General features: G+C 54.1%; 18 protein-coding genes. All 18 read right to left on the bottom strand.

All coding sequences use genetic code 11. The features are described 5' to 3' along the window. Window positions 1-11: 11 nt before the first annotated feature. Entirely contained in the window at window positions 12-2,417 is a 2,406-nt protein-coding gene (gene leuS, locus D5269_RS05770) for a leucine--tRNA ligase (RefSeq protein ID WP_016316221.1), read from the bottom strand. 41 nt (window positions 2,418-2,458) lie between these two features. After that, window positions 2,459-2,812, bottom strand: coding sequence for a ribosome silencing factor (rsfS, locus tag D5269_RS05765; RefSeq protein WP_016316220.1), 354 nt, complete (start codon window positions 2,810-2,812; stop codon window positions 2,459-2,461). Window positions 2,813-2,855: 43 nt separating this feature from the next. Continuing rightward, window positions 2,856-3,422 carry a bis(5'-nucleosyl)-tetraphosphatase (symmetrical) YqeK gene (gene yqeK, locus D5269_RS05760; RefSeq protein ID WP_016316219.1) on the bottom strand — a complete coding sequence of 189 codons (567 nt, stop codon included), beginning with the start codon at window positions 3,420-3,422 and terminating at the stop codon, window positions 2,856-2,858. A 265-nt stretch (window positions 3,423-3,687) separates the two neighbouring features. Beyond that, entirely contained in the window at window positions 3,688-4,293 is a 606-nt protein-coding gene (gene nadD / locus D5269_RS05755) for a nicotinate-nucleotide adenylyltransferase (protein ID WP_120484088.1), read from the bottom strand. 1 nt (window position 4,294) lies between these two features. Beyond that, window positions 4,295-4,585: a ribosome assembly RNA-binding protein YhbY gene (yhbY, locus tag D5269_RS05750; protein WP_016316217.1), complete on the bottom strand. Its 291-nt coding sequence runs from the start codon at window positions 4,583-4,585 to the stop codon at window positions 4,295-4,297. Between the two features lie 24 nt (window positions 4,586-4,609). Continuing rightward, window positions 4,610-5,197: an RdgB/HAM1 family non-canonical purine NTP pyrophosphatase gene (gene rdgB, locus D5269_RS05745; protein ID WP_016316216.1), complete on the bottom strand. Its 588-nt coding sequence runs from the start codon at window positions 5,195-5,197 to the stop codon at window positions 4,610-4,612. Further along, window positions 5,194-6,120 (bottom strand): signal recognition particle-docking protein FtsY, encoded by a 927-nt coding sequence (gene ftsY, locus D5269_RS05740; RefSeq protein ID WP_120484087.1) that lies wholly within the window; start codon window positions 6,118-6,120, stop codon window positions 5,194-5,196. The genes rdgB and ftsY overlap by 4 nt, the downstream gene beginning before the upstream one ends. Window positions 6,121-6,142: 22 nt before the next feature. Next, window positions 6,143-9,712, bottom strand: a complete 3,570-nt coding sequence (smc, locus tag D5269_RS05735; protein ID WP_158604871.1) for a chromosome segregation protein SMC — start codon at window positions 9,710-9,712, stop codon at window positions 6,143-6,145. 2 nt (window positions 9,713-9,714) lie between these two features. After that, window positions 9,715-10,710: a radical SAM protein gene (locus D5269_RS05730; RefSeq protein ID WP_016316213.1), complete on the bottom strand. Its 996-nt coding sequence runs from the start codon at window positions 10,708-10,710 to the stop codon at window positions 9,715-9,717. After that, window positions 10,707-11,396 carry a ribonuclease III gene (gene rnc, locus D5269_RS05725; protein WP_016316212.1) on the bottom strand — a complete coding sequence of 230 codons (690 nt, stop codon included), beginning with the start codon at window positions 11,394-11,396 and terminating at the stop codon, window positions 10,707-10,709. Before rnc ends, D5269_RS05730 begins: the two co-directional genes overlap by 4 nt. A 10-nt stretch (window positions 11,397-11,406) precedes the next feature. Next, window positions 11,407-12,420: a phosphate acyltransferase PlsX gene (gene plsX / locus D5269_RS05720; protein ID WP_016316211.1), complete on the bottom strand. Its 1,014-nt coding sequence runs from the start codon at window positions 12,418-12,420 to the stop codon at window positions 11,407-11,409. Next, on the bottom strand, window positions 12,417-13,736 hold the full coding sequence (trmFO, locus tag D5269_RS05715) for a methylenetetrahydrofolate--tRNA-(uracil(54)-C(5))-methyltransferase (FADH(2)-oxidizing) TrmFO (RefSeq protein WP_120484085.1): 1,320 nt from the start codon (window positions 13,734-13,736) through the stop codon (window positions 12,417-12,419). Before trmFO ends, plsX begins: the two co-directional genes overlap by 4 nt. Further along, window positions 13,733-15,853, bottom strand: coding sequence for a type I DNA topoisomerase (gene topA / locus D5269_RS05710; RefSeq protein ID WP_022788447.1), 2,121 nt, complete (start codon window positions 15,851-15,853; stop codon window positions 13,733-13,735). The genes trmFO and topA overlap by 4 nt, the downstream gene beginning before the upstream one ends. A 42-nt stretch (window positions 15,854-15,895) precedes the next feature. Continuing rightward, the gene (dprA, locus tag D5269_RS05705) at window positions 15,896-17,116 is read right to left on the bottom strand and encodes a DNA-processing protein DprA (protein WP_120484084.1); all 1,221 of its coding nucleotides are present in this window, start codon (window positions 17,114-17,116) and stop codon (window positions 15,896-15,898) included. A gap of 50 nt (window positions 17,117-17,166) precedes the next feature. After that, window positions 17,167-17,982 (bottom strand): RNA methyltransferase, encoded by an 816-nt coding sequence (locus D5269_RS05700; RefSeq protein ID WP_158604870.1) that lies wholly within the window; start codon window positions 17,980-17,982, stop codon window positions 17,167-17,169. Between the two features lie 127 nt (window positions 17,983-18,109). Then, window positions 18,110-18,463 (bottom strand): 50S ribosomal protein L20, encoded by a 354-nt coding sequence (gene rplT, locus D5269_RS05695; RefSeq protein WP_016316206.1) that lies wholly within the window; start codon window positions 18,461-18,463, stop codon window positions 18,110-18,112. Window positions 18,464-18,499: 36 nt separating this feature from the next. Then, on the bottom strand, window positions 18,500-18,697 hold the full coding sequence (gene rpmI / locus D5269_RS05690) for a 50S ribosomal protein L35 (RefSeq protein WP_016316205.1): 198 nt from the start codon (window positions 18,695-18,697) through the stop codon (window positions 18,500-18,502). 1 nt (window position 18,698) lies between these two features. Beyond that, window positions 18,699-19,229: a translation initiation factor IF-3 gene (gene infC, locus D5269_RS05685; RefSeq protein ID WP_016316204.1), complete on the bottom strand. Its 531-nt coding sequence runs from the start codon at window positions 19,227-19,229 to the stop codon at window positions 18,699-18,701. Between the last annotated feature and the right edge of the window lie 305 nt (window positions 19,230-19,534).

Genomic DNA, 19,534 nt, shown 5'->3' with positions numbered 1-19,534 from the left:
TCCAAACTCCTTTATCGTATCACAATATTGACCAGTTTTCCCTTTACAACGATCTCTTTGACGATCGTTTTTCCCTCGATCAAAGCTGCTACTTCGGGACAGGCCTTGGCGGCTTTCAGCAGTTCCTCATTAGCGCTGTCAGCATCCACCATGATACGCGCCTTGATCTTGCCGGAAACCTGCACCGCGATCTCGACCTGTGCATCTTTGCACTTGGCCTCATCAAATTTCGGCCATGCCTGTCCAGTAATCATCCCGCCAAACCGGGCCTCCTCCCACATCTCTTCGGTGAGATGCGGCGCAAACGGATTGAGCAGCAGGAGCAGCGTTTTCAGCTCTGCACGCGTAATCGAGCCATGATTGCTGATCTCGTTGAGCAGGGACATCATCGCCGCAATGGCAGTATTGAACTTGAGAACCTCAATATCCTCTGTCACCTTTTTGATCGTCTTATGGAAGCTTCCCTCCAGCGCGGAAGAATAGCTGTCCCCTTCCTGGAGAATCTCAAGCAGGTTGTAGATACGGTCCAGGAACCGTTTACAGCCTTTGATCGAACTCTGGGACCAAGGCGCACTCTTCTCAAAGTCACCGATGAACATTTCGTAAAGGCGAAGGGTGTCCGCACCAAACTCCCGCACAATGTCATCGGGATTTACGACATTGCCACGTGATTTGCTCATCTTCTCCCCATTCTCTCCCAGAATGGTTCCATGGCTGGTACGCTTTGCATAGGGTTCCGGGGTGCTCACTACTCCGATGTCATACAGAAATTTGTGCCAGAACCGCGAATAAAGCAGGTGCAGAGTGGTATGCTCCATACCGCCATTATACCAGTCGACCGGCATCCAGTAGTCAAGCGCCTCTTTTGCCGCGAGTGCACTGGCGTTATTGGGGTCGCAGTAGCGCAGGAAATACCAAGACGAACCTGCCCACTGGGGCATGGTATCGGTTTCCCGTTTGGCAGGCGCGCCGCACTTCGGGCAGGTGACGTTGACCCAGCTGTCGATTGCAGCAAGCGGAGAATCCCCGTCACCGGTCGGCTCGTAGCTCTCGACCTCCGGCAGTCTGAGCGGAAGTTCGCTTTCATCCAGCGGGACATATCCGCAATGATCGCAATGGATAATCGGGATCGGCTCGCCCCAATACCGCTGACGGGCGAACACCCAGTCACGCAGCTTGTAATTGACCTTCGGCTCGCCTTTCCTGTTCTCACTCAACCAGCCGATGATTTTGGTTTTTGCTTCCTCCACCGAAAGCCCGTCCAGGAAATCCGAATTGACCAGAGTGCCGGTCGCACAGTCGGTGAATGCCTCCTCCTGTACATTGCCGCCCTTGACCACTTCGATGATCGGCAGGCCAAACTTTTTAGCAAATTCCCAGTCGCGGGTATCATGCGCTGGGACCGCCATGATCGCGCCGGTCCCATAGGTCATCAGAACATAGTCGGAAATAAAGATCGGGATTTCGGTATTGTTTACCGGATTGATCCCCATAACGCCCTCAAGTTTAACACCGGTTTTCTCCTTGACCAGTTCGGTGCGCTCGAAGTCGGACTTGCGTGCCGACTCCTCCTGATAGCTGCGGACCGCATCCAGATTCTGAATCTTGTCCGCCCATTTTTCAATATAGGGGTGCTCCGGAGAGATGACCATATAGGTCGCGCCGAACAGGGTGTCCGGACGGGTGGTGAACACGGTAAGTGGATCACCAGCGGTGGTCTGGAAATCGACCTGCGCACCGGTGGAGCGTCCGATCCAGTTACGCTGGGAGGTGCTGACCCGGTCTACATAATTTACCGTATCAAGATCATCAATCAGCCGTTGGGCATACTCGGTGATCTTGAGCATCCACTGGCTTTTCACCTTATGGACGACATCGCTGCCGCACCGCTCACAGACACCGTTGACAACCTCTTCGTTCGCAAGTACGACTTTGCATCCGGTGCACCAGTTGACCGACATCTCCTTTTTGTAGGCCAGCCCCTTTTTAAAGAGCTGCAAAAAAATCCACTGGGTCCAGCGGTAATAAGCGGGATCGGTGGTATTGATCTCGCGGTCCCAGTCGAACGAAAGCCCCAGGCTTTTGAGCTGGGTTTTAAACCGCTCCACATTCTGCCGGGTGACGATCTCGGGATGGATGTGGTTTTTGATCGCATAGTTCTCGGTAGGCAGGCCAAACGCATCCCATCCCATCGGATAGAGCACGTTGTAGCCCTCCAGCCGGCGCTTGCGGGCAACGATGTCCAACGCGGTATAAGAGCGCGGATGCCCGACATGCAGCCCCTGCCCGGAAGGGTATGGAAACTCGACCAGAACATAATATTTCGGTTTGGTGTAGTCATTGGAAGCAGCGAACACTTTTTTTTCTTCCCAAATCCGCTGCCATTTCTGTTCAACCTTGGCAAAATCGTACTTCAAAATCTGTACACTCCCTGTTATGGCGCGCCCACAGGCGCTTTTTAGTCTGTTTTCAGCCCCAGATCTACCCGCGGCGCATCTGCCCAGAGCCGCTCAAGCGAATAGAATTCGCGGGTCTGGTCCAGAAAAATGTGGACGATTACATCATAGTAATCCAGCACAATCCACATCGCGGACTGATATCCCTCAATCCGGCGCGGCTCAAAGCCCAGGGCGGTCATTCCCTCTTCTACCGCGTCGGACAGTGCCTTCACCTGTGCATTGGAACCACCCGATGCAATCACGAAATAGTCGCCGATCGTGGTCAAATCCCTGATCTCGATCGCTGTGATCTCTTTTGCTTTTTTGCTGTCCAGCAGTTCAGCTACCTTCTGCGCCATCTCTCTGGATGTCATAGAATCACCTCCATTTTATTCCTGCTGCCTGTTACACCTTACATCAAAACTGTGTATAGTGGTTATAAGCCTCAAAACTGTCGATACTGATTCCCTGCCCTCTGCTCACGAGGTCCCCCAGTGCATACTGCATCGCATACTTCATCGCAGGCTTGAGAGCGGTCTCCGCCAGCTTGCGCATATGCTCGATCTCCTCATACTGCCGGTCGGCGCTGGTCAGGTCGGCAAGATATACCACTTCGTCCAGATCGGTCATCTTTCCGCGGGCGGTCGTGTGATAGCGCACCGCATCAAGAATCTCCGGGTCGGTGATCCCCGCCTTGCACTTCATATAGCCGCATGCCGCCATACCATGCCAGGTCTTGGGCTGGGAGCGTTGTACATCGTCAAGAATCATACCATACTTCTCAATCCAATGCAACTGCTCTTCCGGTTTCATCTCTTTGCAGACGTCGTGCATCCATGCCGCTGTGACCGCCTTCAGCTCATCACAGCCGTAGAGCCGGGCGAGCTTTCGTGCCTGCGCAACCACACATTCAGTATGTCGGAACCGCTTTTCCGAAAGGTTTTTCTTAGCCAGCCTGCGAAGTAAGTCCAGATCGTATTCCAAAAAAGACACCCCTTTTCTGTTTTGATGGCTCTATTTCATGCGTCCAAAGCCGGACGCACCGTCACAAAACATGCCCTTCCCAAAATAACGCGCTCCGGCCGTCCGGTAGTACCACCATCAACGCAGCAAAATGCCTCTCATTGACGGGCAAAATCCGCCAGCACGCAGAGCATACTTGATGGCTATGTCGCCTGAGGCAGGGCGGCAGTCAATAGCCTCCTGCGGCGACCCCATCGCAGATTTGAAAAAATCAGAACACTTCTCTTCAAGTACTTCCGTGATAAAGCTGCCGTTCAGCGATATAAGCGGCAACCGCAGGTGGGACAAGCCGGTCGATCGGCAGGCCCAGGTGGATCCGCTCCCGCACTGCTGTAGAAGAGACCAGAACCGGGTCTATGTCGATTACACGGCACCGCGCCCCCAGGCTTTCCAGATACCTCCCGTAAGTCTGAAGCCGCCCGAATAAATTTGGCTCCCGCTCCCCCACGCACATCACCGCAAGCTCGAACAGCCGCTCCCAGCGGCGCCATTCGGTCAGCGTCAAAAACATATCGCTTCCGGTAAGCAGGAACAGTTCATCCTCCGGCCAACGGGCGTGCAGGGCTTCCAGCGTATCCACCGTATAGCTGGGCTCTGTCCGGCACAGCTCAATATCGCTCACCTCAAATTCCGGCTGCCCCGCAAATGCCAGCCGGCACATCTGAAGGCGATCCTTCCCGTCCGCCAGCTCTGTGCTGACTTTATGCGGAGGGATGCGCGTGGGGATAACCAGCATCCGGTCGAGGTTCAGCTCGGAACGGTAGGCACACGCGAGCTTGATATGGCCGTTGTGGATCGGGTTGAACGTCCCTCCAAAAATCCCTGTACGCATATTAGTTCAGCTCAATCACCGGTTTTTTGTCATTGCGGCGGTAGAGCACAAATTTTGAACCGATCACCTGAACGGTTTGGGAGCGGGTTGCATCTGCGAGCTGCTGTGCAATCTCTTTCACCGGCTCAGGCGAGGTCTCAAGTACCCGAAGTTTAATCAGTTCACGCGCGGTCAGCGCATCATCCACCTGCTTGACCAGCATCTCGTTGACGCCGCCTTTTCCCACCTGCAGGATGGTATCAGCGGTGTTCGCCAGCCCTCTCAGTTTTGCCCTCTGTTTGCTTGTCAGCATATTGATTCTCCTAATTCTATAAATTTATCCTTGTTTTTCCAGATATGCAGCCAGTCTGCGCAGTGCTTTCCCCCGATGGCTGATCGCGTCTTTTTCTGCGTCGTCCAGCTCGGAAAAGCTCTTTTCGCCGACCAGAAAGATCGGATCAAATCCAAATCCATTTTCCCCGGCTGGCGCATAGCCGATCTTGCCTTCGCAGGACTCTTCAATATCCAATCGCTGCCCGTCCTCATCAATATAACAGATATGCGCCACAAATCGTGCCGTACGTTTCTCGTCCGGGACTCCGTCCAGTTCGGCGAGCAGACACTGTATCTTTTCCGGATAAGGGGTCTCTTCCCCTGCATACCGCGCCGAATAGACTCCCGGCCTGCCGTCCAGCGCATCGACACAAAGTCCGGAATCGTCTGCAACCGCAGCTCTCCCGGTCTGCCGGTGGACTGCATCCGCTTTGAGGAAGGCGTTTTCAGCAAAAGTAGTGCCGTTTTCCTCCACCGACAGCCCAGGGCACACCTCTTTTTGTGCGGCCGTTTCCAACCCGAACGGAGCAAAAATCCGACCGAACTCCCGCAGCTTTCCAGCGTTGCCGGTTGCCACAATCACCTGTTTCACAGCTGCTCCTCCTGACCGCTGCCGAACAATGCGTCGGCGAACTCTTTGGCGTCAAACGGACGCAGATCGTCGATCTGCTCCCCCACCCCAATATACTTGATCGGTACCTTCAATTCCTCTTTAATCCCGATCACCACCCCACCGCGCGCGGTCCCATCCAGCTTGGTCAGGATGATACCGGTAATCCCTGCCGCTTCCTTGAACTGACGGGCCTGATTGAGCGCATTCTGCCCGGTGGTTGCATCCAGCACCAGCAGTATCTCTGTTGCACAGCCGGGGGCTTCCCGCTGGATCACACGCGAAATCTTGGAAAGTTCATCCATCAGGTTTTTCTTGTTGTGCAGGCGGCCTGCTGTATCGCAGATGATGACGTCTGCACCGCGCGCCTTTCCTGCAAGGATCGCATCATAAACCACCGCCGCAGGGTCGGAGCCTTCATCATGCCGGATCATCTCAACGCCTGCACGATCTGCCCAGACCTGAAGCTGTTCGATCGCCGCAGCACGAAAAGTGTCCGCCGCACCGAGAAGCACCTGCCTGCCGTCCGCCTTGAGGTTCGCCGACAGCTTCCCGATCGTGGTAGTCTTGCCCACTCCATTGACCCCGATCACCAGAATCACCGACGGCTTGGTTGAAAGATCAAGTTCCTGCCCGCCTTCCAGCATCTCCGCAACGATCTCTTTGATCAGTCCGCGCACCTCCTGTGCATCGGTGATCCCCCGCTTCTTAATCCGAGTACGCAGTTCCGCACAGATGCTCTGTGCAGTCACAATTCCGACATCCGAAAGGATCAACGTCTCTTCCAGCTCCTCAAAAAGCGACTCGTCAATCTTTGTAAACGAGTTGAGCAGTTCGTCTACCGCGCGCGTCATCGACTCGCGGGTTTTTTTCAACCCTTCCGCCAGCTTCCCGAAAAATCCCATAATTCCCTCCTATAAACTCTTTTCAACTGATCCCCAGTTTGCTCTCGATCTCGCCCACATTCAGTTCCAAAAGCTTGGAAACGCCCTCTTCCTGCATAGTCACACCATAAAGGACATCCGCTTCTTCCATCGTGCCGCGGCGATGGGTAATTGCAATAAACTGAGTTTTGCCGCACATTGTTCGCAGATACTGTGCATATTTTACAACATTCACGTCATCCAGCGCCGCTTCAATCTCATCCAAAAGTACAAACGGGGAAGGCCGTACCTTTAAGATTGCAAAATAGATTGCAATGGCCACAAACGCCTGTTCACCGCCTGAAAGTGCTGCCAGATTCTTGATGATCTTTCCCGGAGGCTGTACATAAATTTCGATCCCGGAATCCAGAACATTTTGCGGATCGGTGAGCGAAAGTTCTCCCCTTCCTCCATCAAAAAGCTGTGTAAACACCTGGGCAAAATGTTCGGAAATCTGGCTGAAATTCTCGGTAAAGATCGACTGCATATCCATCGTGAGTTCGTCAATCAGGCGATTCAGCTCGGTGCGGGAATTCTCAATATCCTCAATCTGGCTTTTCAAGAACCTGTAACGCTCGGAAACCTCCTGATATTCCTCCACCGCTCCCACATTGACCGTTCCCAGCGCCTTAATCCGGCTCTTCAGCTCATTCAGGCGGCGCTGCGCTCCATTGATATCCGATACCGGCCTAGACTGTTCCACTGCCTGCGAACGGGTGATCTCATATTCATCCCAAAGCCGTCCAATAATCGCGTCATAGTCCGATTGCAGGGCGTTTTTCTTTTCCTCCAACCGCGCCAATTCCCGTCCGGCCTGCTCGCGGCGTCCCGTGACCTCCTTTTCCTGCGCACGCATCCCATTTGCCTGTGCTTCACAGGCATTGCGTCTTTCCATTCTGGCTGCAATCTCCTGTTGGAGCGATGCAGCCTGTTCGGCATAAGCTGCATGGCGTGTCTCCATCTGCACGATCTTCTGGCGGATGCGTCTGTTTTCTGTTTCCAGCTCTGCCCGCTGGTCATGCAGCAATTGTATATGCATCTGCCGGTTCTGTTTCTGTCCAGCCAGTTCGGCCGCCATCTGCCGTACCGACCCGATCTCATTCGAGAGCGTCGCAATATCCAACCTGTATTGTGCCAGTTTTTCTGTAGCCGCTTCTGCCTGGCCAGCCAGCCCTTCCCGCTTGAGGCCGGCCTCACTCAGTTCCTCCGCGAGGGAGGAAAGCTGGAGACTCAGCTCCTTTTCCAAATCACCGCTCGAAAGACTCTGCGACTTCAATTCCTGTAATCTTTCCGTAAGCTGTCCATATTCCTGAGCCGCCTGCTTTTTTGCGGATACCGCCTCCTCATAGGAACGTTTTAGCTGGTGGCTCCGGGCTTCAAAGCGAATCCTGTCCTCCTGTGCGGTGGAAAGTTCCCCCTGAATCCCTGCCATTTTGGCCTGCAACGCGGAAAGATCCTCCTGTAGCCCCTTTAATTCCGCATCCATGCCCCGTATCCGCTCCTGACAGGACTCCGCCTGTCGGTTCAGGGCGTCTATCTCCTTTGTGCGGCTCAAGATGCCCGCACTTTTGGCAGAATAGCCGCCGGTCATTGATCCGCCGCTGTTCATGACCTGCCCATCCAGCGTCACAATCCGGAACCGATAGCTTGCACGTTTCGCAACCGGAAGCGCACAGTCCAGATCCTGCACAATCACGACTCTGCCCAAAAGCTGACGGATCACCCCCTCAAATTCCGGTGCATAGGACACCAGGTCCGAAGCAATCCCGACAAACCCTTCCATTTCCGGGAGCCAGCTATCTGTAAGTCTATTTCCCTTTACCGTAGAAATCGGAAGAAACGTGGCACGTCCAGAGCGGGTATTTTTCAGCATCGCGATTGCACGTTTGGCGACCGGCTCATCTTCTACAATGATATTCTGCATCGCCGCGCCGAGTGCGATCTCGACCGCGAGCGCGTGTTCACCCGAAACCGAAATTAAGCGGGATACTGGGCCGTAGACCCCCTGCAAAGCCCCCTTCTCCGCCTGAGACATCACATACCGGACGCTCTGCTGGAATCCTTCCAGATTGTTTTCCATCTCCTGCAAAAGTTTTGCCTTTTGCAGATACCCGCGTGCCTGATCCTCCTGACTGCGTCGGTCCGCAGCAAGCCGGTCGTATTTCTCCTGCCTGCCCCTGTACTTGATCTGATAACCAGTCTGTGCATTTTCAAGTGTCTGTATCCGGTCGGCGATCTCCCGCAGCAATCCCTCGCAATCGGCGGACTCCTGTTGAATCCTTGCAATGTTTTCGTCCTTTACAACCGCACTGTCTTTGAGCATTTGCAGGCGCAGGATCGTTTCATCAATCAGCGAACTGCTCGATGCAGAGGAAAGTTTGGCTTCGTTGATGCTCTGTGTCAAACCAAAACGCCGCTCTTTTAGCGCCTCAATCCGCTGCCCCAACGATGTCCTCTGCTCTACGAGCGCCTGCGCGCGCATCTGTTCCTGCTCCTGCCCAGACTGCAATTCTGCCAATCTGCACTCCTTCTGCGCAACCTCCTTTTCATATGTAGCAATCCGCTCCCTAAGTTCTTCGTCGGCAACATCCGACTGCTCCAGTTCCTCCTGGATACGGCCAATAGAGGCCTCGTTATGTGAGATGTCATTTCTCATAACAGCCATATCCGAGACCTCTTGTGCGGACTGCTCCTCAATTTCCCGCACCTTTGTCCGGAAACCGTCCACCTCTACGGAAATCTGCTGCATCTGCACAAACAGACGGTTGATCTCCTCTTCGATCCCGTCCAGCTCTTCCTGAATTTCATCGTGTTCTTTTTTGCAAAGCAGGATTTTGTCCTCCTGCTCCCGCAGCGACTCCTTTGACCGTTCGAGCGTTTGTACCCAGAGGGAGATTTCCAGAGTCCGCTTTTCCTGGGAAAATTCCAGAAACTGCATCGCCTTTTCTGCCTGCTCCCGCAGCGGTTCAACGCGTGATTCCAGCTCGGCGAGAATATCCTTGAGCCGAAGAAGATTCTCCTCTGCTCCCTCCAGACGGCGCTGGGCCTCCAATTTCCGATACCGGTATTTGGAGATTCCCGCAGCTTCCTCGAAAATCTCCCGGCGCTGGCTGCTCCTGGCACTGACGATCTCTGCAATTTTCCCCTGCCCGATGATCGAGTATCCGTCCCGGCCAAGCCCGGTATCCATAAACAGTTCGTAAATGTCTTTCAGCCGGACGCTTGCCTGATTGATCCGGTACTCACTCTCGCCCGAGCGGTAGAGTTTGCGCGAAATAGTTACCTCATCGCTTTCATACGGGAGCACTCGGTCCGCATTGTCGATCGTGAGCTGTACCTGCGCATAACCCTGCGGCTTGCGGTTCTGAGTGCCTCCAAAGATGACATCCTCCATCCTGCCGCCGCGCAGCGTCCGGGTCGACTGCTCGCCCAGAACCCACCGCACCGCATCCGCAATATTGCTCTTGCCGCTTCCGTTTGGACCGACAACCGCGGTAATTCCATCATTAAAGGAAAGCCGTGTCCGGTCGGGGAACGACTTGAACCCTTGTATCTCCAAACTGCGAAGCCGCAAATTCACACTCCCTTTAACCTGACCGCAAGCCCGGACATCAACCGATCCTGCTCTACCTTTATATGATACCCCAGCGCGCGCAGTTTTGCAATGCCCTGTCCGCCATGTCCGCAAACTTTTGAAATGCTTTTCGGAGAAACGCAGGCAGTATACGACCCCTGCGGCTTTCCGGACAGCAGGGACAACAGCCGTTCTTCCATCAGCCTTCCCTCACACAGTTCGCGGAAAGCCGGGTGATGCGGGCCTGCGATCTGTCCGGCTGCGAGCTCCTCCTGCGCATGCAGCCCCATCCGGATCACACGGATTCCCTGCCCGTCAAAAAACTCCAACAGCTGTGCCCCCAGCCCGACTGCCTGTTCAAGGCTTTGGGGATGATACATTCCCGCGCGGTAAAGCGCCGCAAGCCGAGTCCCCTCCAACACAACGGTGGGGTAAACCCGCATCGTATCGGGCCGAAGTGCCGCCAGGCGTTTCGCTGTCTCAAGGTCGGACTGCTCATCCGAACGATAAAGGCCGGTCATCATCTGAAGTCCAAGCGAAAAACCGGCATCCTGGATCAGCACAGAGGCCCGCTCCACATCCAAAGCGGTATGCCCTCTGCTATTGGCACGAAGCACCGCATCCGACATGCTCTGTGCTCCCAATTCGATCGAACGCACTGAATAACGCGCAAGCAGTCCCAGAACCTCCCGGTCGATCGCATCCGGGCGCGTGGAAATCCGGATACCACTGAACACCTCACCAACAAACGGAGACGCAGCCTCGAGCAGTTCACACATATATACCCGGTCGATCGCGGTGAAACTGCCGCCGAAAAATGCGATTTCCGCATCAGGGTACCGGCCGCGCAGCTGTCCGGCGACAGTCTCGCAGAGCTGCCGAACCTGCTCACTGGTTGGGGGCTGCTCTGCCCCCGAAATGTGATGTTGGTCACAGAAGCTGCACTGATTGGGGCATCCCAAATGCGGCACAAAGATGGCAAGATTGGCGTGCCTCATCTCCCCATCAGTTTCAAAGCCTCTTTTGCGGCGGCCTGTTCCGCACTCTTTTTGCTTCCGCCCACGCCTGTCCCGATCACGTTACTGTTAAGGTGCACCTCAACCACAAATCGTTTGTTGTGGTCCGGCCCAGATTCATCCACCAGCACATAGCTCAACCGTTCCTCGGGATTTTTCTGGGTGATCTCTTGAAGCATGGTTTTATAGTCGTTGAACGCAAAGTGATCCTTGTTTTCGAGGGTGCTGACCACAAACTGCAGGACAAACTTCCGCGCTGGTTCGATCCCACCGTCAAGATAGATCGCCGCAATGAATGCTTCGAACGCATCCGCCAGAATGGAAGGACGGGTGCGTCCCCCCATCATCTCCTCGCCGCGCCCCAGCTTCAGGCAGTCTCCCAGGTGAATCTGCTCCGCAAACTCGCAGAGGGATTTTTCGCAGACGATCGCGGCCCGTAGCTTTGTCAGCTCGCCTTCCGGCAGATGGAATGTATGGAACAGATAATCGGACACGATGACCGAAAGCACCGCATCTCCCAGAAATTCCTGCCGCTCGTTGTTTGAAAGCGTATGTTTGACCTCGTTGGCATAGGAGGAATGGGTCAGTGCGATGTCAAGATATTTCTGGCTTTGAAAGGTGTAACCCGCCCGCTGCTGCAAGGAATCAATCCTGTTTTGACTCTCCATCTTTCCCTCCTCAGTCCTGCTCGACTGCACGCTGTTTCATCTGCTCCAGTGAAGATTCGATCTGCGCGATAACCCCTCGTTCGGTATACTCTTTGGCCTGCCGGATCGCATTTTTGAACGCCCGCGCATCCGAACTTCCATGCGCCTTGATGACTGGGCGCGAAATTCCCATGAGCGGCGCCCCTCCATACTCCTTATAGTCCATCTTGCTTTTGAAGTTAGAAACCCCGCCCTTTACGAACAGGTATCCCAGCTTGGAAGCGGCGCTCTCCATGAAAATCCCTTTTAGCTCGTTGGCGAACCATTTTCCAAGGCCCTCGGTCAGCTTGAGCACCACATTACCGGTAAACCCATCGCAGACCGCCACATCACACGCCCCCTGCGGCAGATATCGCGGCTCCACATTTCCAATAAAATTGATCGGTGCATGTTTCATCTGCTCATTGGCATTTTTTTGCAGGTCTAATCCCTTGTTATCCTCCGCACCGATATTGATGGTGCCAACCCGAGGGGACTTCACTCCAATGATATGCTCCATATATGCACTGCCCATAATTCCAAACTGCACCAGCATTTCAGGGCGGCACTCCTTGTTTGCGCCGATGTCGATCAGCATATAACAGCCGTTGGCATTCGGGATAATCGTTGCCAGCGCGGCGCGTTTGATCCCCTTGATCCGCTTGACAAAGAGTGACGCACCAACCGTCACTGCGCCGGTGCTCCCTGCGCTGACGTAAGCATCCCCCTCCCGGTTTGCAAGCATCTTCAGACCGACCGCGAGGGTGCTGTCATCGTAGGATTTTACCACTTCTGCAGCGTCCACCTCGACAGGCATAACCTTTTCCACATCAATAATCGAAATCCGATCGAGCGAGATATTGTTTTTTCCGCAGACCTCCCGGATCGTCTTTTCACTGCCTACTGCAAGGATATCCACTCCATACTCCCTGACCGCCATCTCACAGCCCTGCAAGATCGCAAGCGGGGCATTATCTCCGCCAAAAGCATCCACTATAATTCTCATCCTACCAATTCCCCCTGTTCCTGTAAAACCTGTCTCAATGCTGAAAGCCCGCGTTCCGCAATCTGCCGGTAACGCTCCTGCTTGTCCCGAATCCGTTCCTCCAGCGGAGGCAAAAGTCCCATATTTGCACCCATCGGCTGGAATTCACCGCAGGCAGCCCCAGAAATATATCCAGTCAATGCGCCGCACATACTCTGCTCTGGAAGCACCAGCTCCGGCCTACCCTGCATCCTGCGCGCAAGCTGCTTCCCTGCTAGGATGCCCGACATCGCTGATTCCATGTATCCTTCTACACCGGTGAGCTGTCCGGCAAAAAAAATTCGGTCGTTTTCCCGCATCTGGAAAGTCCTGTCAAGCAGGCGTGGGGAATCAATGAACGTATTGCGGTGCATCACCCCATACCGAACAAATTCAGCATTTTCCAGTCCAGGGATCATCGAAAATACCCGTTTCTGTTCGCCAAATTTCAGATTGGTCTGGAACCCGACCAGATTGTAAAGCGTCCCTTCCCGGTTTTCCCGCCGGAGCTGCACCACCGCCCATGGACGGTGACCGGTGCGCGGATCGCGCAGGCCGACCGGCTTCAGCGGGCCATAACGGATGGTGTCGGTCCCCCGCCTGGCCATGATCTCGATCGGCATACAGCCTTCATAAACCTTTTTTTCCGGCTGGTCAAACGTATGCAGCGGCGCAGATTCCGCATCCAGCAAAGCCTCATAGAATCGCTCATACTCCTCCCGATTAAACGGGCAGTTGATATAGTCGTCCTCCCCACGGTCGTACCGCGCGGCGAAAAAGACCTTCTCCCGATCGAGCGAATCGAATGTCACGATGGGAGCAGCGGCATCGTAAAAACGCAGCAGGCCGCCGCAGAGGGTAGAAATCTGCTCTGCCAGCAGGTCAGATGTAAGCGGACCGGATGCGATTACTACTGGCCCATCTGCAGGCAACCCAGTGACCTCCCCGATAACGACTTCAATGTTTTCCCGTGTACAGATTTCCTGGGTCACCAGCTCGGAAAAGGCATCCCTGTCAACGGCAAGCGCTCCGCCTGCTGCTACACTCGTTTGCAAGGCACAGCGCACAGACAGCGAACCCATCATCGCCATCTCTGCCTTGAGCATCCCTGCTGCGGAACCGATCCGCTGCGCCTTGAGCGAATTGGAGCAGACCAGCTCTGCAAACTGTTCACTGTGATGGGCAGGGGAAAACTTTTTTGGCTTCATCTCATACAGCCGGACGGAAATCCCTGCATTGGAGAGCGCCCAAGCCGCCTCGCAGCCGGCCAATCCGGCTCCAATCACATGCGCTGTCATTCCTCGGCATCGTCCTTTGCAGATTTTTTCTTAACCGGCCGGCTATAGTCACAGCCCTCCTTCAGGCAGTGGATCAATGCGCCGCGCCCGGTCTTCTGGAAAAGTGCCGCGCCGCATTTGGGGCATTTTTCCTCCAAGGGCTTATCCCATGTCATAAACTGGCACTGGGGGTTGTGCTCACAGCCATAATAGCCCTTTCCGTTTTTGGACTTTTTAGCCAGCACTTTTCCACCACAAACCGGACAGATTCCTCCGGTTTCCTTGACAATCTTCTTCGTGTTCCGGCACTCCGGGAATCCCGGGCAGGCGAGGAATTTCCCGAACCTGCCGGTTTTAATCACCATTTTGCGGCCGCAAAGCTCGCAGACCACATCGGTTTCCTCGTCCGGCACCTTGATACGGGTGCCATCCATATTCTTTTCCGCCTGTTCGAGCGTCTCGATAAACGGACCATAAAAATCCCGCAGGGTATCCACATAACTGGCATGCCCTTCTTCCACCTCATCCAACCCTTTCTCCATATTGGCAGTGAAGGTCACATCCACAATATTGGAAAACTGCTCCTCCATCAGCTTGGTTGTTACCTCGCCGAGAGCGGTCGGTTTGAGCGCTTTGCCTTCCCGTTCAACATAGTTGCGGCCAAGAATGGTGGTGATCGTCGGCGCGTAGGTGCTCGGACGCCCAATTCCGTTTTCTTCCAGAGTCTTGATCAACGAGGCTTCCGTATACCGCGCAGGCGGTTGGGTGAAATGCTGGTTCGGTGCCAGCTCCTTGAGGTTGAGCAGCGCGCCTTCTTCGAGTGGGGGCAGCGCTGCCGAACCTTCCTCTTCACTCTCTTTGGTGTCCTCATAGAGGACCGTAAACCCATCAAATCGCACCGTAAATCCCGATGCTTTAAACACACAGTTTGCCGCATTGATGTCCACAGCTACGGTATCGAGCAGTGCATTGGCCATCTGGCTGGCGATGAACCGTTCCCAGATCAGTTTATAGAGTTTGTACTGTTCCGCAGACAGGCTCTTTTTGATGCTGTCCGGGGTTAGTGCCGGATCAGATGGGCGGATCGCCTCATGTGCATCCTGCGCATTCTTTTTAGATTTGAACACACGGCGGGTGCTGGGCAGATAATCCTTCCCATATTTTCCAACGATATAATCTTCGGCCTGCTGCGCCGCCTCGTCTGAGATGCGCAGCGAATCGGTACGCATATAGGTAATCAGACCGGTGGCACCTGCGTCCTCCAGCTCAACCCCCTCATATAGCTCCTGCGCAACCTTCATCGTACGGCGGGACTGGTATCCCAGCCGGCGGGATGCCTCCTGCTGAAGTGTCGAAGTGATGAACGGCGGCGAGGGGGATTTGCGGCGCACCCCCTTCTTGACCGTCCCTACCAGATACTCGGCATTGTCGAGCATTGCTACAATCTCACGGGCGCGCTCTTCATTCGGAATACTGGTCAGCTCGAGCTTTTTGCCATCAACCGAATAGAGCTTGGCCGGAAACGGCTTTCTGGCATACCCTTTTGCGGCGAGCTTTGCGTCGATGCTCCAGTACTCCTGCTGCTGGAATTTGCGGATTTCTTCCTCCCGATCCATGATAATCCGCATCGCAACCGACTGCACCCGCCCGGCAGAAAGCCCCCGGCGAACTTTCCGCCAGAGGAACGGGCTGATCTTGTAACCCACAATCCGGTCCAGAATTCGGCGTGCCTGCTGCGCATCGACCAGCTTGGTATCGATCACACGCGGATGCTCCATCCCATATTTGACACCAGTTTTGGTGATCTCGTTGAAGGTGACTCGGTTCTCCTTGGTCATATCTACCCCGAGCATCTGCGCCAGATGCCATGAAATTGCTTCCCCTTCCCGGTCAGGGTCGGTAGCAAGATAGACTGCGTCGCTCTTTTTGGCCTTTTTTTTCAGCTCCTTAATCAGGTCTTCCTTCCCCTTGATATCCACATAGATCGGCTCGAAATCGTTGTCCACATCCACACCCAGCTTGCTTTTGGGCAGGTCGCGGATATGCCCCATCGAAGCGATCACCTCATAACCCTTTCCGAGATATTTCTGTATCGTTTTTGCCTTTGCAGGCGATTCCACAATCACCAGGTTCGCCAAAATAAACCCCATCCTTTCTTAGGAACTTCTATTCGAGGCGTGTCATGGGGCACGCCGTATGTATCTTTTTCCTGGGAGCTGTTCCGCTAAATCTGCCAGCTCCAATTCAGTCAGTATAGCCAACAGTCGTGCGACTGGCAGCCCAGACGCATAGGAGATGGTATCAAAATCGGTTGGTTGCTGATTTAGCAGCTGAAAAACCTTCGCTGCCTCCGGCGAAAGGTCCCATTGTTCCGGTTCCAGCTGCCCAGATGGAGACGGTGTCTTCTCTACAGTTTGTAACGGCCTTTCCGACTTTTGGGAAACTCGCGCCGGTATCTTTCCGACCATCCCCCGAGACTCCTGTTCCAGCAGCTCCGACAGCTTTTCCAGCCGGATACAGGGAGGGTACCTGCCCTGATATTCTTCCAGGATGCTTGCAAGGCCCAGCACCATCTTGCCGCCATCTGCGATCAGCCGGTTGCAGCCTTTCATCTTCTCATCGAAAATCTGCCCTGGAACCGCGAACACATCCCGATTCTGAGAAAGCGCATGGCGCGCAGTGTTGAGCGCACCACTGGTCTCGGGCGCCTGTACGACCACTACACCCGCGCTGATACCCGAAAGAATCCGATTGCGGACATTGAAATGATACCCATAAGCACGTACACCAAACGGGAATTCAGAAATTAAAACGCCGCCCTGATCCAGAATCCGGCGTTTCAAGCGGCGGCTGGCCTGTGGATACCCCACATCCATGCCGCACGCCAGCATACCGATCGTCCTGCCACCGGCCTGAAGCGCACCTTCGTGTGCTGCGGTATCAATACCGACCGCCAACCCGCTCACAACAGTGGCTCCCACGGTCGCCAGACCGTAACCTAAATGCTGTGCCGTTGAGATGCCATATGCATCGCAGTCCCGCGTGCCGACCATCGTGATCGCCAACTCGTCATTGATCCCCTCCAGCTCGCCCAATACATATAATACACAGGGCATACAGTCGATATTTGTCAAACTCGCAGGATAGGCTGGATGATCCGGCGTAACGACTGCGCACCCGAGCCGTTTGGCACGATCCTGCTGCCAGCGCGCCTCCTCAAGGGAGGATCCCCGAATCCGCTCGATCTCTTTCGGCGCAAATCTCCCGGTCGCAGCGAGCGCCTGCTCCGTCATCTGATAGAGTTTTTCAGGCGAGCCAAGCTCACGAATGACCCAGTCAGTTTTGATGCTGCCGATCCCAAGTGCCTGTTGCAGCCAGATCCAGAATACGCAGTCCTCCATGATGTCCCTCCTGTTGTCCGTCACTCTAATCTGAAAACAGTTTCCCGCTTTCAGGCATTTCGAGGATAGCCAGACCTTCCGCACATCTCCCACAGGAAAATCCCCGCCGCCATAGCCGCGTTAAGCGACTCGCTGTCCGGGCGCATCGGGATCATCACAGCTTGACCACATCTTTCGATCAGATGCCCCGGAAGGCCGTTCCCCTCGTTCCCGATTACAACTGCACAACCGTTCCCCAGGCCAGCCTGTTGGAGCGGAACCGCCTGCCCGTCAAGCGCGGCGGCACAGACCCGGATGCCTGCCTCCTGTAACCTGTCGATTACCTCCGTCAGATCATCCGAAACCTCGAGCGGAATTTTAAAAATACCACCCATCGTTGCCCGTAACACTTTAGGGCTGTACAGGTCAGGGCAATCAGATGAAAGGAATACCCCATCCAGCCCAAACGCCGCAGCTGTACGCAGGATCGTCCCGATGTTTCCAGGGTCCTGCATCGAAGAAAGCAGGATATATCTTCCATCCTTGCCTATTTTAACAGTTTGCATCCGATTGTCAAGCATCCGGAAGATTCCGAACACCCCCTGTGGGCTGACCGATTGGGACAGCTTGTCCGCAACCGGTTGGGAAATCTGGCAGAACAGTTCAAACTGATATGCGAATTTTTCAAGCTGTTCATACCGGTCCCATGCCTCTTCGGTGACAAACAGCACAGCCGGTCCACAGCCTGCCGAAAACGCCTCGCAGGTCATCTTCAGCCCCTCGGTAACAAAAAGTCCCGCCTGCCTGCGTTCTTTCCGGGAACCCGCAAGCTGCACATATCGTTTTACTTCCGGGTTTTCCCGGGAAGTAATCTCTCTGGAATGCATAAAACGCCACCTTTTCTGGAGATAGTCTGTATTTCCATACATTCAATGGGCGTATTTCATATTCAAAGCGGCTTTGAATATGAAATACGCCCGTCGTCAAAGACGCGGGCGCATACGAAACGGTTATTTAAAGCGCTGCTTTCGCCTTTTCGACCAATGCAGTAAATGCCGCAGCATCGTTGATCGCGATCTCGGACAGCATCTTTCTATTAAGGGTTACACCGGCTTTATTCAGTCCGTTCATGAAAGAGCTGTAATTGACACCATTCATCCGGCAGGCAGCCGAGATTCTGGTAATCCACAGGCGGCGGAAGTCACGCTTTTTCTGCTTTCTTCCGATAAAAGCGTAGTTACCGGATTTCATGACCTGCTGTTTTGCCATTTTAAACAGCTTGCTCTTTGCACCAAAATAACCTTTTGCAAGCTTCAGCGTCTTTTTTCTTCTTTTGCGCGTCATCATTGCGCCCTTAACACGAGCCATATCCTTTTACCTCCGTTATATTTCAGCGATTCAAAGTTATTTATAAGGGATCAGCAGCTTGATGGTTGCCGCGTTTGTCTTATCCGCATAGGTTCCCTGGCGCAGCCGGCGTCCCCTCTTGGTGTCCTTTTTGGTCAGGATATGGCTTTTGTACGCATGAGCGCGCTTGACCTTCCCGTTTTTAGTGAGTTTGAAGCGCTTTTTTGCGCCGGAATGGGTCTTCAGCTTAGGCATTTTATTTTCCTCCCTTAGTATTGGTTACAGGCTTTGGAGACACAAACATCACCATGCTGCGTCCCTCCATCTTGGGCTGTTTCTCGACGACCCCGACAGCAGCAACCGCATCGGTGAATCTCTGCATAATGTTCACACCAAGCTCGGGATGCGCCATCTCACGGCCTCTGAAACGCAAGGCAGCCTTCACCTTGTCCCCCGCTTCGAGGAATTTGATCGCGCGGTTGACTTTTGTGTTGAAGTCGTTGGTGTCGATATTCAAGGAAAGGCGTACCTCCTTAATCTCGATCACCTTCTGATTCTTCTTTGCTTCCTTCTCACGCTTTGCCTGCTCGAATTTGAACTTGCCATAGTCCATGATCTTGCACACAGGCGGTACCGCTTGAGGAGCGATCTTTACAAGGTCCATATTTTTTTCAATGGCCATATTCTGGGCGACCGAGATCGAAACGATCCCGAGCTGTTCTCCGTCGGTGCCAACCAAACGGACCTCCTTATCCCTGATCTCCTCATTGATGAGCAAATCCTTCATGCGAATGCAATACACCTCCAAAACCTATTCATAACAAAAATAAAACTGAGCGCAGACAGCTTTGCCCACACTCAATCAAAACACATCCTGTCCCTCAGAAAAACTGTGGGCAGTTTGGTATTGACCAGCCGCCTTTTGGCGACGAGGTGAGAACAGATAAGCTGTTCTACTTTATTTATGATGTTGATCATAACACAATCGTGGAAAGCTGTCAAGCCCTTTTCCGTGATTTTCCAGGGCAACAGCATTTGAAATTATCCAAAAAGGATATCAAGAAGACGCTGTGGATTCAAGGCGGCGGCAAA

Origin of the sequence: Anaerotruncus sp. 1XD42-93, from assembly GCF_009917605.1 — a bacterium.
In the GTDB taxonomy this organism is placed as follows: domain Bacteria; phylum Bacillota; class Clostridia; order Oscillospirales; family Ruminococcaceae; genus Anaerotruncus.
The sequence above is the reverse complement of the archived record's forward strand: the minus strand, read 5'-3'. Positions and strand labels throughout refer to the sequence as shown.

Bases quoted from the DNA above. Each gene is read 5' to 3' on its own strand.
- dprA (WP_120484084.1), bottom strand. From the start codon at position 17,116: ATGGAGGACTGCGTATTCTGGATCTGGCTGCAACAGGCACTTGGGATC.
- infC (WP_016316204.1), bottom strand. From the start codon at position 19,229: ATGAAGGATTTGCTCATCAATGAGGAGATCAGGGATAAGGAGGTCCGT.
- nadD (WP_120484088.1), bottom strand. From the start codon at position 4,293: ATGCGTACAGGGATTTTTGGAGGGACGTTCAACCCGATCCACAACGGC.
- rpmI (WP_016316205.1), bottom strand. From the start codon at position 18,697: ATGCCTAAGCTGAAGACCCATTCCGGCGCAAAAAAGCGCTTCAAACTC.
- D5269_RS05730 (WP_016316213.1), bottom strand. From the start codon at position 10,710: ATGAGGCACGCCAATCTTGCCATCTTTGTGCCGCATTTGGGATGCCCC.
- rnc (WP_016316212.1), bottom strand. From the start codon at position 11,396: ATGGAGAGTCAAAACAGGATTGATTCCTTGCAGCAGCGGGCGGGTTAC.
- rplT (WP_016316206.1), bottom strand. From the start codon at position 18,463: ATGGCTCGTGTTAAGGGCGCAATGATGACGCGCAAAAGAAGAAAAAAG.
- rsfS (WP_016316220.1), bottom strand. From the start codon at position 2,812: ATGACATCCAGAGAGATGGCGCAGAAGGTAGCTGAACTGCTGGACAGC.
- yhbY (WP_016316217.1), bottom strand. From the start codon at position 4,585: ATGCTGACAAGCAAACAGAGGGCAAAACTGAGAGGGCTGGCGAACACC.
- trmFO (WP_120484085.1), bottom strand. From the start codon at position 13,736: ATGACAGCGCATGTGATTGGAGCCGGATTGGCCGGCTGCGAGGCGGCT.
- D5269_RS05700 (WP_158604870.1), bottom strand. From the start codon at position 17,982: ATGCATTCCAGAGAGATTACTTCCCGGGAAAACCCGGAAGTAAAACGA.
- plsX (WP_016316211.1), bottom strand. From the start codon at position 12,420: ATGAGAATTATAGTGGATGCTTTTGGCGGAGATAATGCCCCGCTTGCG.
- ftsY (WP_120484087.1), bottom strand. From the start codon at position 6,120: ATGGGATTTTTCGGGAAGCTGGCGGAAGGGTTGAAAAAAACCCGCGAG.